Origin of the sequence: Streptomyces radiopugnans (genome assembly GCF_900110735.1) — a bacterium.
GTDB classification, from domain to species: domain Bacteria; phylum Actinomycetota; class Actinomycetes; order Streptomycetales; family Streptomycetaceae; genus Streptomyces; species Streptomyces radiopugnans.
The window spans coordinates 15,794-31,409 of the sequence record NZ_FOET01000011.1 but is presented as its reverse complement, the minus strand read 5'-3'; the positions used below and the strand labels follow the sequence as shown (position 1 = coordinate 31,409).

16 protein-coding genes are annotated in these 15,616 nt (G+C 72.0%); 2 read left to right on the top strand and 14 right to left on the bottom strand.

Features of this window, described 5'->3' with window-relative positions; genetic code table 11:
- Nucleotides 1–12: 12 nt before the first annotated feature.
- The 4 genes from BMY40_RS18880 to BMY40_RS18865 all read right to left on the bottom strand — a co-directional run bounded on the left by BMY40_RS18880 (nucleotide 13) and on the right by BMY40_RS18865 (nucleotide 5,123).
- Nucleotides 13–1,389, bottom strand: a complete 1,377-nt coding sequence (locus BMY40_RS18880; protein WP_093661151.1) for an AI-2E family transporter — start codon at nucleotides 1,387–1,389, stop codon at nucleotides 13–15.
- A gap of 215 nt (nucleotides 1,390–1,604) precedes the next feature.
- Nucleotides 1,605–2,303 (bottom strand): aggregation-promoting factor C-terminal-like domain-containing protein, encoded by a 699-nt coding sequence (locus tag BMY40_RS18875; protein ID WP_093661149.1) that lies wholly within the window; start codon nucleotides 2,301–2,303, stop codon nucleotides 1,605–1,607.
- A gap of 389 nt (nucleotides 2,304–2,692) precedes the next feature.
- Complete coding sequence (gene phoH2 / locus BMY40_RS18870; RefSeq protein ID WP_093661147.1) at nucleotides 2,693–4,027, bottom strand: RNA 5'-3' helicase PhoH2; 1,335 nt, start codon at nucleotides 4,025–4,027, stop codon at nucleotides 2,693–2,695.
- A 298-nt stretch (nucleotides 4,028–4,325) separates the two neighbouring features.
- Complete coding sequence (locus BMY40_RS18865; protein WP_093661421.1) at nucleotides 4,326–5,123, bottom strand: isoprenyl transferase; 798 nt, start codon at nucleotides 5,121–5,123, stop codon at nucleotides 4,326–4,328.
- Nucleotides 5,124–5,491: 368 nt separating this feature from the next.
- On the opposite strand from BMY40_RS18865, the gene mgrA reads away from it, so the two are divergent.
- Nucleotides 5,492–6,535 carry an L-glyceraldehyde 3-phosphate reductase gene (mgrA, locus tag BMY40_RS18860; protein ID WP_093661145.1) on the top strand — a complete coding sequence of 348 codons (1,044 nt, stop codon included), beginning with the start codon at nucleotides 5,492–5,494 and terminating at the stop codon, nucleotides 6,533–6,535.
- 184 nt (nucleotides 6,536–6,719) lie between these two features.
- Here the strand turns inward: mgrA and BMY40_RS18855 are convergent, their stop codons facing one another.
- Nucleotides 6,720–7,454, bottom strand: coding sequence for a prepilin peptidase (locus tag BMY40_RS18855; protein ID WP_177214055.1), 735 nt, complete (start codon nucleotides 7,452–7,454; stop codon nucleotides 6,720–6,722).
- A 192-nt stretch (nucleotides 7,455–7,646) separates the two neighbouring features.
- Here BMY40_RS18855 and BMY40_RS18850 point away from each other — a divergent pair, with 192 nt between their 5' ends.
- The gene (locus BMY40_RS18850) at nucleotides 7,647–8,033 is read left to right on the top strand and encodes a DUF192 domain-containing protein (RefSeq protein WP_093661141.1); all 387 of its coding nucleotides are present in this window, start codon (nucleotides 7,647–7,649) and stop codon (nucleotides 8,031–8,033) included.
- A 22-nt stretch (nucleotides 8,034–8,055) separates the two neighbouring features.
- Here the strand turns inward: BMY40_RS18850 and BMY40_RS18845 are convergent, their stop codons facing one another.
- From BMY40_RS18845 to BMY40_RS18805, 9 genes are all read right to left on the bottom strand, one after another.
- A complete protein-coding gene (locus BMY40_RS18845) occupies nucleotides 8,056–8,442 on the bottom strand; it encodes a hypothetical protein (RefSeq protein ID WP_245770174.1) in 387 nt (128 codons plus the stop codon).
- A 254-nt stretch (nucleotides 8,443–8,696) separates the two neighbouring features.
- Nucleotides 8,697–9,425 carry a hypothetical protein gene (locus tag BMY40_RS18840; protein WP_093661137.1) on the bottom strand — a complete coding sequence of 243 codons (729 nt, stop codon included), beginning with the start codon at nucleotides 9,423–9,425 and terminating at the stop codon, nucleotides 8,697–8,699.
- An 11-nt stretch (nucleotides 9,426–9,436) separates the two neighbouring features.
- Entirely contained in the window at nucleotides 9,437–11,029 is a 1,593-nt protein-coding gene (locus tag BMY40_RS28690; protein WP_093661135.1) for a Tox-REase-5 domain-containing protein, read from the bottom strand.
- A 151-nt stretch (nucleotides 11,030–11,180) separates the two neighbouring features.
- Complete coding sequence (locus BMY40_RS18830; protein WP_143071792.1) at nucleotides 11,181–11,972, bottom strand: hypothetical protein; 792 nt, start codon at nucleotides 11,970–11,972, stop codon at nucleotides 11,181–11,183.
- Nucleotides 11,973–12,128: 156 nt separating this feature from the next.
- A complete protein-coding gene (locus BMY40_RS18825) occupies nucleotides 12,129–12,764 on the bottom strand; it encodes an OmpA family protein (protein ID WP_093661131.1) in 636 nt (211 codons plus the stop codon).
- Between the two features lie 4 nt (nucleotides 12,765–12,768).
- On the bottom strand, nucleotides 12,769–13,374 hold the full coding sequence (locus tag BMY40_RS18820; protein WP_093661129.1) for a hypothetical protein: 606 nt from the start codon (nucleotides 13,372–13,374) through the stop codon (nucleotides 12,769–12,771).
- Nucleotides 13,375–13,410: 36 nt separating this feature from the next.
- Nucleotides 13,411–14,058, bottom strand: a complete 648-nt coding sequence (locus BMY40_RS18815; protein ID WP_093661127.1) for a pilus assembly protein TadG-related protein — start codon at nucleotides 14,056–14,058, stop codon at nucleotides 13,411–13,413.
- 8 nt (nucleotides 14,059–14,066) lie between these two features.
- Nucleotides 14,067–14,303 carry a hypothetical protein gene (locus tag BMY40_RS18810; protein WP_093661125.1) on the bottom strand — a complete coding sequence of 79 codons (237 nt, stop codon included), beginning with the start codon at nucleotides 14,301–14,303 and terminating at the stop codon, nucleotides 14,067–14,069.
- A gap of 221 nt (nucleotides 14,304–14,524) precedes the next feature.
- Nucleotides 14,525–15,592, bottom strand: a complete 1,068-nt coding sequence (locus tag BMY40_RS18805) for a response regulator transcription factor (RefSeq protein ID WP_093661123.1) — start codon at nucleotides 15,590–15,592, stop codon at nucleotides 14,525–14,527.
- Nucleotides 15,593–15,616 lie beyond the last annotated feature (24 nt).

Genomic DNA, 15,616 nt, shown 5'->3' with positions numbered 1-15,616 from the left:
CTCCGGGACGGTCTACCGTCCTCCGTTCCGCGGCGGATCGGCGGACTCCCCGCCCTCCCCCGGCCGCGGAGGCGGCGCGGCCCCGGGCGACTTGGGCGACTCGGGGGCCTTGACGGCGGGCGGCGGCGCGGCCGACGACGGATCGGCGGTGCCGGCCGGCACGCTGTGGCCCGCGGCGTACGACCGCAGTGAGGCGACGACGGACTTGAGAACCGCCACCAGCGGAACCGCCGTCACCGCGCCGGGGATGCCCGCGATCAGACTGCCCCCGGTCACCGCCAGCACCACGCCGAGGGGGTGCACCCGCACCAGCCGGCCGAGGATGAGCGGCTGGAGCACATGCCCCTCCAGCTGCTGCACGGCCAGCACGACCGCCAGGACGAGCAGGGCGGACACCACGCCGTTGGCCACGAACGCCACGACCACCGCCAGCGCTCCGGAGACCACCGCACCGACGATGGGGATGAAGGAGAACAGGAAGATGATCACGGCCAGCGGCACGGCCATCGGCACGTCCAGGAAGTACAGCCCGACGCCGATGAAGAAGCCGTCGATGAAGGCCACCAGCACCGTGCCGCGCACATAGCTGGTGAGCGTCATCCACGCCTTGGGCCCGGCGCTCGCGACGGCGTCGCGGGCGGCCCGGGGCACGAAGTTGAGCGACCAGTTCCACACCGTCCGGCCGTCGTAGAGCAGGAAGATCGTCACGAACATCGCCAGCAGCGCGCCGGAGAAGAACTCCAGGACCACGGTCACGCCCTGGAGCCCCGCACTGGTGATCTCCTGGCTGTTGCTGCCGAGCCAGTCGTTGAGACCGTCGGCGATGTTGTTGATCTGTGCCTCGGTGACGTGGAAGGGGCTGTTGAGCAGCCAGGTCTTCAACTCCTCGATGCCGTCCTGGACCTGACGGGTGAGGTCGTCGAGGTTCTCCAGGACCTGCCAGACCACGAACCAGCCCACCAGGCCCACCATCGTCACGCCCGCCACGAAGGTGATCGCGGCGGCCGGCCCGCGTCCTATCCCCAGCCGCCGCAGCCAGGCGGCCGTCGGCTGGAGCAGCGCGGTCAGCAGCAGGCCGATGGTGAAGGCGAGGACGACCAGACTGATGGTGCTGATCACCTTCATCAGCACGTAGATGACCCCGGCCAGGATCAGCAGCCGCCAGCCGGCCTCGGCCGCCACCCTCACCCCCCACGGCACCATGGTCTCGGGCGGGGGCGGAGCCGGCCGGAGGGGGGCGGGGCCCGGATCGTCCGGAGGCGGCCCGGCGGGGGCCACGGGCGGCACCGGCCGGTCGGCGCCGTCTTCCTCCTCGGCGCGTGCCAGCCGCTCGGACAGCCGGGTGGCGGCACGCGACACCCCCGCCTTAAGACTCCGAAGTCTCGACATGCCGCTTCCTTCGCCCCCGGTGTTCTGTCCGACCGGACCCAGTATGGCCCGTTCACCCCGATCCGGCGTGTCCGCCGTATCGGTCCGTCCCATCTGGGGACGACGCTACTGGGGTAAAGGGTTGCTCCTCCGGCGACATGCCAAACCCCCCGCCGGTGGGCGGGGGGTTCGCGGGCGGAAGCCGGAACGGCCGCGGGGCGGCTCGGCGCGGAGACTCAGTACCAGCGGTTGGCCTGCCAGAAGTCCCAGGCGCCGCAGGGGCTGCCGTAGCGCTCGTTCATGTAGTTCAGGCCCCACTTGATCTGGGTGGCCGGGTTGGTCTGCCAGTCGGCTCCGGCCGAGGCCATCTTGGAGCCCGGCAGCGCCTGGACGAGGCCGTACGCGCCGGAGGACGGGTTCTGGGCCTTGTAGTTCCAGCCGCTCTCGCGCTCGACGATGTTGGAGAAGCACTGGAACTGGCCGGCGCCCACGATCTGCTGGGCCATCGCCTTGACCTCGGCGACGGTGTAGGAGCTCTGCACCGCGAAGTCGGTGCGCTCCGCGGAGCGGCTGGCGGCCTGCTGCCTGGCCTCCTCCCGCTTCTTCGCCTCCTCGGCAGCCTTGGCGGCCTTCTCGGCCGCCTCCCTCTTGGCCTGGGCGTCCTTGGCCGCCTGCTTGCGGGCGGCCTCCTCGGCAGCCTTCTTCGCCGCGGCGTCGGCGGCGGCGACGGCGTTGTCCGCCTGCTGTGTGAGGGAAGCGGTCTGGGCCTGCTGGCCTGCGGGTATGTCTGCGAGGAGCGTCGCGTCAGCGGCAGTGGCCTCGACCGGATCGGCCGTTCCCTGCTCACTGCCCGAGGCCACACCGACGACGGCGCCGACGGTGGTGACCGCGGTGGCGGACGCCACTGCGAACCCCCGGACCGAGATCCGAGTCACACGGTTTCCTTCCACACTGCCCGCTTAGGTGACCTCGCGGGCGCAATCGTGCCCCTGGCGCGGGCCTCCCCACGTACTGGCCACGGGAGGCGCTGGCCCGGCCGGGCCCTTCCCGGGGAGGAGGGGCCGCATGGTGCTTCGGGCGGCATACGGCGCGCTGCTGTTGACTTGTGGATCCGCGCCGGGTGGTGCGGATGGTGCCTGGGTGCCGTATGCGGGGCCTGACAGGACCCACACACTGCCGGAGACGGAACGGTGGATGCAATTCTGTGACACGTGGGAAAGCTCACATCCCGTTTCGCGCACCGGTTGGAAGGAAAAGGGCGCGCGAAAAGCCCCGCACGGCTAGGCTGCTGCGCTTCGCCGCGCGGGGCCGTTCGCCGGCCGCCTCAGATCCGGCCGTCCTCCAGCATCTCGGTCACCAGCGCCGCGATGGGCGACCGCTCGGACCGGGTGAGGGTGATGTGCGCGAAGAGCGGGTGGCCCTTGAGCCGTTCGACCACCGCGGCCACCCCGTCGTACCGCCCCACGCGCAGGTTGTCGCGCTGGGCGACGTCGTGGGTGAGGACGACCCGTGAGCCCTGCCCGATCCTCGAAAGGACCGTCAGCAGCACGTTCCGCTCCAGCGACTGGGCCTCGTCGACGATCACGAAGGCGTCGTGCAGGGAGCGGCCGCGGATGTGCGTGAGCGGCAGCACCTCCAGCATGCCGCGGGCCGTGATCTCCTCGACCACCTCACGTGTCGTCACCGCCGAGAGGGTGTCGAAGACCGCCTGCGCCCAGGGGTTCATCTTCTCGTCGGCGGTGCCCGGCAGGTAGCCCAGGTCCTGGCCGCCGACCGCGTACAGCGGCCGGAACACCATCACCTTGCTGTGCTGCCGTCTCTCCAGCACGGCCTCCAGGCCCGCGCACAGCGCCAGCGCGGACTTGCCGGTGCCGGCCCGGCCGCCCATCGAGACGATGCCGATCTCCGGGTCGAGCAGCAGGTCCAGGGCGATGCGCTGCTCGGCGCTGCGCCCGTGGATGCCGAACGCCTCGCGGTCCCCGCGCACCAGTCCGATCCGCCCCTCGGGCGTGATCCTGCCCAGGGCCCGGCCGCGCTCGGACTGCAGGACCAGACCGGTGTGCACCGGCAGTTCGGCGGCCTCGGGCACGTACACGCTCTCCGCGGCGAAGAGTTCGTCCACGTCCTCGGCCGCCAGGGTCAGCTCGGTCACCCCCGTCCAGCCGGACCCGGTGACGGCCAGCTCGGCCCGGTACTCCTCGGCCAGCAGGCCGACGGAGGACGCCTTGATCCGCAGCGGCAGGTCCTTGGAGACGACCGTGACGTCGTACCCCTCGGCCTGGAGGTTCCTGGCCACCGCCAGGATGCGCGAGTCGTTGTCGAGCGGCCTGCCGTGGTCGCCGCGCATGGTGGAGGGCAGCACGGCCGGATCCGAGTGGTTGAGCTCGACCCTGAGCGTGCCGCCCAGCTCGCCGATCGGGATCGGTGCGTCCAGCCGCCCGTGCAGTACGCGGTACTCGTCCAGCCGCCTGAGGGCCTGGCGGGCGAAGTAGCCCAGCTCCGGATGGTGGCGCTTGGCCTCCAACTCCGTTACCACGACCACCGGGAGCACGACCTCGTGCTCGTCGAAGCGGGTCATGGCCGCCGGATCGGCGAGCAGGACGCTGGTGTCGATGACGTAGGTGCGCCGGTCTTCCCGGCGCTTGGTGCTGGTCACCACGGATGGACCTACCCCCTCGGAAGAGGTCGGGGTGCGACGGCGTCGCGGGGGATGAGGCCGGGCTCCGGTCCCGTGCACGGGCCGGGCACCGGCCCTCCGCGTCCTCGCGTGCGTCTGCCCGCACGGTCGTCCGTGGTGTGCAAAGGGCCTCCCGGGGCCGCCTCCCTGCGTCGGGAGCCGGCCTGGAGGGGGTATTCCCTGCCGGGGCCACCCCCATGCCCCGGCATATGCCTACGGTGCGATGAACGGCCGGTATCCCCCGTGAGAGGGACACCGGCCGCGGCCGTTCCCGCGTCCGTCAGCCCCCGTAGCGGCGGTGGCGGGCCGCGTAGTCGCGCAGGGCGCGCAGGAAGTCCACCTTCCGGAAGGCGGGCCAGAACACGTCGCAGAAGTAGTACTCGGAGTGGGCGCTCTGCCAGAGCATGAAGCCCGACAGCCGCTGCTCGCCGCTGGTGCGGATCACCAGGTCCGGGTCGGGCTGCCCGCGCGTGTACAGGTGCTCGGCGATGTCCTCCAGGGCGAGGTCCTCCGCGAGCTCCTCCAGGGTCGCGCCCCGCGCGGCCCGGTCGGCGAGCAGGGAGCGCACCGCGTCCACGATCTCCTGCCGGCCGCCGTAGCCGACGGCGACGTTGACGAGGATCCCCCGGTTGTCCCGGGTGCTCTCCTCGGCCTCCTTCAGCACGCGCTGGGTGTGATCGGGCAGCAGGTCGGGCGTACCGACGTGGTGCACCCGCCAGCGGCCGTCCGAGGCCAGGTCGCGCACCGCGTCCTCGATGATGCCCAGCAGCGGCCTGAGCTCCTCGGCAGGCCGGCTGAGGTTGTCGGTGGACAGCAGCCACAGGGTGACCACCTCGACGTCCGTCTCGGCGCACCAGCCCAGCATCTCGCGGATCTTCTCGGCCCCCGCCTGGTGGCCCTGCTCGGTCGTGCCTCCGGAGGCCCGCGCCCAGCGGCGGTTGCCGTCGAGGATGACGCCGATGTGCTTGGGCACCTGCTCGTGGTCGAGACGCCCTTCCACCCGGTGGGCGTAGAGCCTGTAGACCAGGCGGCGCAGCCACCGGGGATACCGGGTGCGTCCCCGGGAAGATTGCAGCATCGGTTTGTTCAGCCCCTCCATGCAGGTCCCGAGCGCCAGGTCCTGTCCGGTCGCGTCTTCGCGGATCGGCCCGCGACACCCTGTGGCCCCTCTTCCGGGTCTCCCCGGTCTCTCCGGCTCCTCCCCGCCGACGGCGCTTCCGCCCGGACGGACCCGGGAGGGGTGTGGGGAGACCGCGGTTCGCGCCCGGCCGTACCCGCGCGGTGCCGTGGCGCCGTGCGGAACCCGGACCGGGTTCGGGCCGCCCGGCCGGGGCGGGCCGCGAAGACCGGTACGGACAGGCCCTCAGCACCTTACTGCGCCGCCGTGCGGCCGCACGAGCCGGGAGTGTCACAGAACTGCGATAAGACAGTGATAGGCAGGGATCCATGAACGACGCGCCCCCGTACCGCCCGGACGGCTCCCGCTACGACACCATGCGCTACCGCCGCACCGGCCGCAGCGGGCTGCTGCTCCCGGAGATCTCCCTGGGCCTGTGGCACAACTTCGGCAACGACAGGCCGCTGGACACCCAGCGGGCGATCCTGCGCCGCGCCTTCGACCTGGGCGTCACCCACTTCGACCTGGCCAACAACTACGGCCCGCCCCCCGGCGCGGCCGAGGCCAACTTCGGCCGCCTGCTCGCCCGGGACTTCCGCCCCTACCGCGACGAGCTGGTGATCTCCACCAAGGCGGGCTACCGGATGCACCCCGGCCCGTACGGCGAGTGGGGATCGCGCAAGTACCTGCTGTCCTCCCTGGACGCCTCGCTGAGGCGGATGGGGCTGGAGTACGTCGACATCTTCTACTCGCACCGCTACGACCCCGACACGCCGCTGGAGGAGACGATGGGCGCGCTGGCGTCCGCCGTCCACCAAGGCAAGGCGCTGTACGTGGGCGTCTCCTCCTACAGCGCGCGGCGCACGCGCGAGGCGGCGCGGATCCTGCGCGAGATGGGGGTGCGGCCGCTGATCCACCAGCCGTCCTACTCCATGATCAACCGCTGGACGGAGGACGACCGCCTGCTGGACGCCCTGGAGGCGGAGGGCATGGGCTGCATCTCCTTCGCCCCGCTGGCCCAGGGGCTGCTCACCGACAAGTACCTGAGCGGCGTCCCGGAGGACTCCCGCGCGGCCCGGGGCACCTCCCTGGACCCGGGCCTGCTGACGCAGGAGGTCGTCGGGCGGCTGCGCGCCCTGGACGCCGTCGCCGGGCGGCGCGGCCAGACCCTGGCCCAGCTCGCGCTGAGCTGGGTGCTGCGGGACCCGCGGATGACGTCGGCGCTGATCGGCGCGAGCAGTGTGGCGCAACTGGAGGCGAACGTGGCGGCGGTGCGGAGCCCGGAGCTGACCGACGAGGAGCTGGCGGAGATCGACGCGTACGCCGTCTCGGCGCCCGGTGCGAACATCTGGGCCCTCAGCAGCGAGAGCTGAGGGCCGGCCGCGGCGGGCCCGGGGCCGGGGCGGCCGGAGAGAGGGGGGCACCGGGGCGGGGCGGGCCCGGATCGGGCGGGAACGAGAAGCGGGCCGGTCCGTGGGGGGGGGATACGGACCGGCCCGAGGGGGGGTTTCCACCATAGCCCCTGCCGCGCCGTACCGCGCGCACCCGCGGCCCGATTCACACGGTCAGTCCCCCCGCCAGCAGCCCCACGAGGGCCCCCGCCACCATGAACGGACCGAACGGCATGGCCGTCTTGCGACCCGCCCGCCGGGCGAGGACCAGCGACATCCCGTAGACCGCGCCGAACAGGAAGCCCGCGAACGCTCCCCCCAGGAGCACGCCCCAGCCGTACCACCCAAGGGCTACCCCCACCGGGATCGCCAGCTTGACGTCCCCGAAGCCCATGCCGCGCGGATTGACCAGGAACAGCACCAGGTACGCCCCGCCCAGCGCCGCCCCGCCCAGCAGGGCGCGCACCCAGCTGCCGCCCGCCCCGGGCAGCAGGGCCGCGACCCCGAGCAGGACGGCGCTGCACGCGGCGAGCGGCAGGGTCACCACGTCCGGCAGCCGGTGGACCCTGCGGTCCACGACCGCCAGCAGCACCGCGCACGGCACCAGCAGCAGCCACACGCCCAGCTCCGGCCGCCCCCCGACGGCCGCAGCCACCAGCGCGCACGCCGCCGCCGTGAAGGCGGCCGCCGGTGCGGCACCCGGCCCGTACAGCCCGTCCCGCCCGCTCCCGCACTCCCCGCACCGGGCGGGCCCGAGCCATCCCGGCAGCCTGTGCCCGGCGGGGCAGTGCGCGCGCCACGGCGTTCCCGCCTCGACGGCGAGCCGGTAGGCGGCACGCGGCACGAGCAGCCCGGCGGCGGTGCCGTAGACGGCGGCGAGAACGACCAGTGTGAGGCGCACGCGGCGAGCGTACGGCGGACGGCCGCGCCGGGCATGGGTCCCAGGGCCCATGCCGGGGCCCATCTCCTGTCCCGTGCGCGCCCCATCTGGTAGAACGGCGCTGCGCGGACGGCGGGGAACGGACGGCACGGGCAGGCGGGCGGCACGGACGGGCGGCGCGGGCAGGCGGGCGGCGCGGCAGGGAGGCCGGACATGGGGCGCTGGCAGGACGGCAGGGGCACGCTGCGCGTGGCGGAAGAGGGCACGGCGGACCACGCGGGCCGGGAGGACCGGGCCGCCGGCGTGCCGGTGGAGATCGCCGCCTCCTACCGGGCCCGCACCCGCGGCCTGCTGGGGCGCGACGGCATCGCCGGGGCGCTGCTGCTGACCCCCGCCAACAGCGTGCACACCTTCCGGATGCGGTTCGCGATCGACGTCGCCTACCTCGACCGCCGGCTGAACGTACTGGCCGTACGGACGATGCGGCCCGGCCGCCTCGGCCTCCCGAGGCCGCGTGCCCGCCACGTGCTGGAGGCCGAGGCGGGAGCCATGGCGCGCTGGGGGCTGCGGCCGGGTGTGCGGGTGACGCTGGAGACGTGACACCGGGCGGCCGCGCCGCCGGTCAGCGCCGGGAGTCCATCACCAGGTCGGCCGCCATCCCGGCGGCGCAGCCCGCCAGCGTGGCCGCGCCGGACAGCGCGATTCCCTGGCCCGACATGTCCGTGCGCGAACCGATCATCAGCAGGCTCGCGCCGTACGCCACCAGGGGTACGGTCAGCGCGGCCGTCAGATGCGCGGCGGGCGAGCCCCGGAAGGGCTCGCGGTGCAGCCGCGCGGCGGCGAGGGTGGCCAGCGCGACACACAGGGCGGCGGGGATGTGGAACAGCACCATGCGCCAGCCGAACGACTCGACGCGCTCCGGGGTGACGGCGTACTCGCCGAGCGTCCGGTCGACGAGCGACTGCGCCACCAGCAGGACCACGATCCCCGCCGCCCACGACCGGAGCATCGCCGGCAGCGCGGCCCCCGCTGCCCCGCCGTCCCCGCGCGCCGGCGCGCCGTACGGGTGGCCGGCCCCGCTCCTGTGTCCGCCACCGAAATCCATGCCCAACCGCCTTACCTTCGTCGTGTCCCCCCCCTCGCCGCACGACGCTAGGGCGTACCGGGCGGCGGGCCATGAGCCCGCGGGCCCAATCCCGGGCCCAACCCGGCCGCGGGTCCGGACCCGCGGCCGGTCCGCGCGGGCCCGGGCGCGGGCGCTCCTCAGAACTTCGGCCGGTCCATGGGCAGCGGCAGGGGCGCCAGCGCCCCGGTCCCGCGCAGGGTCTCGTTCACCGAGAGCACCAGGTCCGTCCCCGGCGCCTCCCCGTCCGGGCCGGACAGGTCCACGACCACCCCGCCGTGCGCCACGGGCAGCCTCCTGCCCGGCAGGTCGCCGGGGACGAGGGCCGCGCGCCCGGCGGAGAGGTGGACGGCCCGGCCGCACCGGGGGCTGGAGTTGTCCAGGCCGAAGGCGTCCCGGACCGCGGACATCAGGGCGCGGTCGGCGAAGTCCCCCCAGTCGGTGTCCCAGGCGTCGGCGAGGGCGGCCAGCGCGTGCGGCAGCCGGCCGATCAGCGGATCGTTCTCGTCCGCCTCCCCGGAGCGCAGCTTCAGCACCACGCTCTGCGGGACACCGTCGGCGACACCGCCCGCCGAGACCCCGATCTCGGCCTTCGGCCTCCCCTCGCGCCGCGTCCACACACTGGTCCGGTATCCGACGGGGTACGCGTCGAGGTCCGGGTCGCTGCGGACGATGTACGCCGCGAACCCCTCCGGGTCCAGCGCGGCCCGCGGGGACCCGGGCCCGGTCCCGGCGACCTCCCGCCAGTCGGAGAAGACCTCCTCGTCGAGCTCCCTCAGCCGCCCCAGGAAGTCCAGCCAGCGGTCGGCCAGTTCGCGCGGGCTCTCCTTCCTCGGTCCCCAGAAGCCCCGTACCGTGACATTGATCATGGTTTTCGGTCCTATTTCCTCACGGGCGTGTGGACGACCTTCACGTTAATACCCGCGTCCTCGAAGGCCTCCTGCGCGGCCTCGGCGGCGCTCTTGTTGGAGAAGTGCCACTCCACGGGTTTCCCGCCGGCGGCGTTGACCTGGCTCTGGGCCTGCTTGACCCACCGGTCCCGGACGTCCTGGGGGAGTTCGCCGTCCTTCACGTACTTCCCGTAGCCGAACTTCGCCTCCAGGTACGTCTGCCGCTGGGAGTCCCAGCCGTCGAACTCGACGTCCCGGCCGCCCTTGGGGTTCTTGACGAGGTACTCCTTGCCCCGCTTCACCCCCGACACCTGCTCCTGGTACCGGATCCACCGCTCGGCGGCCGCGGAGTTCGCGGCCCGCTTCCTCGAACCCCACGCGCCGTCGCCCTTGTCCTTGGAGCCGAGCCTGGGATTCTTCAGGTTCTTGTGCCAGGACGGCTTCGGCCACTTCCGGTGGTCGCCGGGCTTGTCGGCTCCGGGCTTCTTGACCGGGCAGTTGTGGACGAGGGCCGCGGCAGAGCCCACCTCCACGTAGTAGGTGTGGATGTCCTCGATGGACAGGTCGTGGGTGCGCTGCCGCCGCTCGTAGCGCTCGACCTCCACCACCCGCAGAGCCGCTCCCCCGGGAGTGCGCAACTCGTCCCCGGGCCGGATCCCGCCCGCCTCCGCCCAACGGGCCTCGTCCACCAGCCAGAACGGATGGGTGTCGGTCGCCGTCAACGTGGCCGCACGCCCCCCGGCCAGCACCGTCAGCCGGGTGAAGTCCTTGTCGTCCTCGGTCGTGATCGTCCCCGCCACCGGCCGGACCGTGGTCAGCCCCCGGTACGGATCGGTGACCGTCACCAGCTCCCCGGCCCGCACCTCCTCGATCGGCCGACGGCTCCCATCCGCCAGCAACACCGGCGTACCCGGCGGAAAACTGTGGTTCCTGCAGGCCACGGGCTTCTTCGTACCGGGCTCGCCGGGCTTCCTGTCCTTGTCCGGGAGCTTCTTCTCCAGCTCCTCGACCTTGTCCTCGAGCCGGTCGACCTTCTTCGAGCCGTCGATGATCCCCTTGAGGCCGTCGTAGAGGTCGCCGCCGTGCTTCTTGATCTTCCTGACGAGCTCGACGGCCTTCTTCCACTTCCACGGCGCCCCGTACTTCGCCGCCAGCTTCCCCACCGCACCACCGATCAACGACGTCAGCACATTGATCAGCGTCTCCGTGCACGCCGCACCGTCCCCCTCGGTGATGCAGTCCAGCGCATCGGTGATCCCCAGCTCCTCGGCGAGGATCTTCGCCAGCTCCTTCGCCGCCTCCTTCGCCTTCTCCTCGTCCCCCTCCAGCGCCTCCCTGGCGGCCTCCAGGTCCCTGACCGCCTGCTCGTACTCCTTCTCCTCCTGGGTCCTGGTGTCACCGGCCGGCGCCTGACCGCCGCCGGTGCCGTCGGCGACGGGCTGCTGCCCGCCGTCCCCGCCACCGGCGGGACCGCACTGTCCGCCCACGACCCGGCAGATCTTCGCACCGACCGACTGCCCCAGCTCCGTGGTCACCCCCGCCGCCACCAGACCACCGACGATCGCGACCACCACCACGACCATCCCGACGTACTCCGTCGAGGTCTGACCACCCTCCGAACACCGCAACCGCAGCATCCGCGCCAGGGAGAAGCCCCTGGGACGCCGCCGTGTCCGTGTTCTCCGCCCCCGCATGTCCCGCCCCCGTTCGTTCCCCGCCGTCTTCCGCCCCGCTCTACCGCTTCGGCGTCTTGAGCTTCTCGACCTGGGCGGTGACCACCGACTGCGGAATCCCGGGCTCGGCGAAGTCCATCAGGTTCATCGAGTAGAAGATCGCCACACTGGAGCCCGAGCGGACCGCCTTGAACAGCAGCGGCACCCTGTCGCCCTCGAAGTCGCCGTCCACCTGGTAGGCCAGGGCGTCGTCGGCGCCGGTGGGGGCGGTGAGCTCCCTGACGCCGGAGTACCTGCTGGTGTCGCCACCGGTCTTGGTGGTGAAGCCGCCCGCGCACGCCTTGACCGCCTTGCGCAACCCCTCCATCAGGCGGTTCGCGGACTCCTGCTCGTACGCGCCGAGCATCTCGAAGAGGATCAGCCCGCCGGCCTCCTCGTCCTTGGATGTGGTGATGAACTGCCGGTAGACCATCTCGGCCGGCTCCGGCTGGGGCACGCCCCCGATCACCGAGGCGATCGGCTGGCACTCGGCCCGGTCGGCCTTCTCCCGGCCCGCGCCGGAGACCTCCTCCTTCGAGGGCGTCCTGACGGTGTAGCCGGACACGTCGGCCGTCCTCAGCGCCGCCTTCTCCAGCTCTTCCCGGGACAGGGTCCTCGCCGGCTCCGCCGGGGTGGTCCGCGCCGGGGCCGGGGCGGCGGACAAGGAGGCGGACGAGGAGGTGCCGGTCTGCCCGGGTTCCTTCACGTCCTCCCCGTCCGCGGCCCCCGAACCGGAGCCGCCGCAGGCGGAGGCGAAGCCGAGCGCCAGCACGGCGGCGGCAGCGGGCAGGAGGCGGGAGATGTGTGTCTTCACGGTGACGGTGCTCCTGTGCACATGGGCTTCACGGCGGCGGGGCGCGGGCGCGGACGGTGAAGGGGCGGTGGTACGCCCGGACCGGTCCGCCGGTACGGCGACCGGTCCGGATCCGTGGAGGGTGCGACACCGGCCGCGGGCGGGCCGGCCGTGGAATCAGTCGCCGCGCGGGAAGGAGATCTCCACCCGGCGGTTCTTCTTCCTTCCCTCCTCCGTGGAGTTGTCGGCGATCGGGTTGTCCTCGCTGTAGCCGCGGATGCTGAACGTGATGCCCGAGCCGAGGTCCTTCAGCAGTTGCTTGTGCACCGCCTCGGCGCGCTTCTTGGACAGGACCTTGCCGTGCTCGTACGAGCCGAGGTTGTCCGTGTACCCGAAGACGTTCACCTCCGTGGCGCCCTGCTCCTCGATCTCCTCGGCGATGCCCCTGATCCTGTCGTTCGCCTCGGAGCTGAGCTTGGCGCTGTCCCTGCCGAAGAGCACTTCGGCCTGGAGCGTGAACTTGGTGTTGGACGGTGAGTCCTCCCGCTGCTCCTCGCCGGCCTCGTCACCGACGATCTGCTTGATCTCCAGAACCTTGGGCTCGGCGAGGGTTCCTCCGTCGCCCAACATGAGATCGGGGTCGCCCGCGTCGATCTCGCCCTCGAACACCGAGCCGGCCGAAGGTGTCGGGCCGTCGGCGAGTGCGGTGGGTACGGTGGCGACGCTCAGGCCGACAGCGAGTACGGCCGAGCACGTCAGCGTGACGGCATGCCGATGTGCTCTCACGAGAGCAGCGGTACGGGTGATCGTCATCGTGTCACTCACCCGTGATCTCAAGGGTGGCGTTCTGGAAGGTCGGGATCTGGAGGTCCACCTCGACGGTGCTCTCCGGCGGCGCGGGGAACTGCATGAAGACGTTCTGCTCGGAGTTCGCCTTGACAGTGCCGATCTTCATCGTGGCCAACGGACGGTTCTCCGTGTCACGTAGGACGTAGTAACGCTTCTTCTCCGCCTTGTCGACAAGAGTGGCACCGGCCAGAGAACCGCCGGCAGCTCTGATCAGTTCCAGTTCCGGCCCCGTCCAGCGGGTAGCGCCGACGAAGTCCTCGTCCGACGTGTTCTTGAGTACTCCATTGACTGTGACGAACCCTCCGGAGTCTCTGACCACGGAGTTGACATCAAGGACAATGCTCTCCGGCCCCTTGACCGAGACGATGACCTCGCTGTCGTCCGCAACCCTGCCCTTCCCTCCCGTTCCGCCTTCTTGGGAGTCGGCAGTCCGCCCGGCCGAGGGCTTGTCCGTCGTCTTGTCTCCACCACCGTCTTCGCCCCCTCCACAACCGGCCAGGGTGAAGGCCAGAGTCAGCGATGCCGTGATAGCCACCGCTGTCCGACGGATTCGGGGGGTCTGCCACCTGATCATTAATGCTGGTCCTCTGCTCGTGGATCGCGTTGTCGGTCAGCCTGAAAGCCGAACGGTGAAGAGGTCCGCCGCGTCGGGGAAGAAGTCCAGGTTCTCGGGGTCGATGAACCGGTCCCTTCCGTCACACGTCAGCTTGCCGGGGAAGACGGGCTTGTCGTTGCCGCCCCCGTTGTCCGGATCCTCTCCGTCCTCCGGTTTCTCCTCGTCGGGCCTGAAGGTGCAGCGCGGTTCGATGACCGCGGTTGCCTCCGCCGTCATGTGGATGTCCTCCGTGCCCGGGACGACGGTCTCCCCGAGCGGCTCCTGGGTCTTCACCTTCACCGTGAAGCCCAGCCGTCCGTCGGCCAGCCGACGACAGCCGCCCGGGGTCACGTCGGACTCGTTCCGCGCCGCGAAACGCTGTGCCTCCTGGCAGGCGCCGTACGTTCCGAACCCCTTGCCGTTGAGGAGATCGCTCCAGTTCCGGGGGTTCAGGACCGAGGCGAGCAGACCCCGGCGGAGCTGGTCCCGGGCGTCCTGGGCGGCGGCCAGGGCTGCGGCGTCGGCCGCCGACTGGGCACCGTTGCGGGAGGCGGATGCCTGACCGACCACGAAATACGCGAGCGCGAGGAAGAGCAGGCTCGCCACCACCGTGATGTAGATGGGGACGGCCTGCCCGGCCTCGCGCTGCTTTCGTGGGACCACGAAGGCAATCACTCCCCGCCGGCAGTGCCGACGACGGTCCGAATCGTGTTGCCGATGGTCTCGCCGATGTCCGTCATGCTCGCCACCACGGCGATGATCGCGATGATCGCGACCAGCATGCCGATGTACTCGACCGCGGTCTGGCCCTTGTCGCCCCGGCGGGCGATGGCCTCGACGGTGGTGTCGGCCCAGCCGTTCACGCGAACCCTGGTGTCGGTCGCCAGCTTCAGAGCGGTGTTCTTCATGGTGTTCCCCTCCAAGTCCGGTCGACCGGTCGACGGCCGACGGATAGGTCTCTGCGGTGCCGCCCGCGTCTCCGGCCTCCTCCCGGCCGGTCTCGCCTGCGACATGGGGAACGTACGCCGGAACGCCACCGGTCCGCATGGGTCCGTGGGCCCAAGTACGGGCCCAAAGCCGGAGTCCGGCCTCCTTCGCCGCTGTCCGGGCTCCGGGGCCCGCCGTGTGGTCAGCCACGGCCGTCCGACCCCCTTCGCGCCGTGCCCAGCCAGACCGCGATGGCCTCGCTGCGGCTTCCGGCGTGCAGTTTGGCGAAGATCCGGTTGATGTGGTTCTTGACCGTCTTCTCGCTGATGAAGCAGGCGGCGGCGATCTGCGGATTGGCCATGCCGGATGCGATCAACTCCATCACCTCCGCCTCCCTGCCGCTCAGGCCGAACCGCTCCGCCCCGGAAGCTCCCGGGACAGGAACAGACTGTGCCACATGGGATTGCTTATGCGAAGCGCTTCGGAAGGAATGTGGCGCATCAGATGCCGAAACTCCTTCGGATGAGCGCAGTTGGTTCGTTGCGTGACGGGGGATTTGCTCCGGATCATCGTGTGCGGTCGCACGTATCCGCCCTGGAACCGCGGGCTGGTAGCCGGAGCCGGTGAAGGCCGTGCCGAGCCCCTCGGGCAGCGGCTGCCCCGGAGCGGCCGCCGCACCGCCGCGCAGGCCGGCCAGGAGCGCGTTGGAGGCCGTGGACGTGAAGTGGGCCCGGCCCTCCCTGGTGTCGCGGACGGCCGCGACCAACTGGTCGGCGGTGAACTCCCCGTGGACCAGGTAGCCTCCGGCCCCCAGCCGCAGCGCCTCGTGGACGACCTCGCTCTCGCGGCTGTACGTCAGCATCAGCACGGGTGCCAGGCGGACCAGGTGCGGCAGGGCCGAGATGCCGTCGACGCCCGGCATGCGGACGTCCAGCAGCACCACGTCGGGCCGGTGCCGCCGGGTGGCCTCGTAGGCCTCACGGCCGTCGGCCGCCTCGGCGACCACCCGGATGTCGTCGCGCCCCTGGAGCAGCACGGTCAGGCCCGCCCGCACGACCGGGTTGTCGTCGGCGACGACGATCCGCAGTGGTGCGGCGGCGGGCGTCGGCGGCAGGGGCGGGGGCGGGGGCGGGGGCGGGCAGTTCTCGGGTGCCGCCGCCGGCGGGGGTGCGGGGGCGCGGTCCGGGGTGTTCCCCGGCCGGGGGTGGTCGGTGCCGTACGGGGACGCGGGGCGGTGCCGTCCCGGAGCGGGGGGAACGTCGTCCGGCATGGTGCGGCCTCCTCTCGGGTGTGG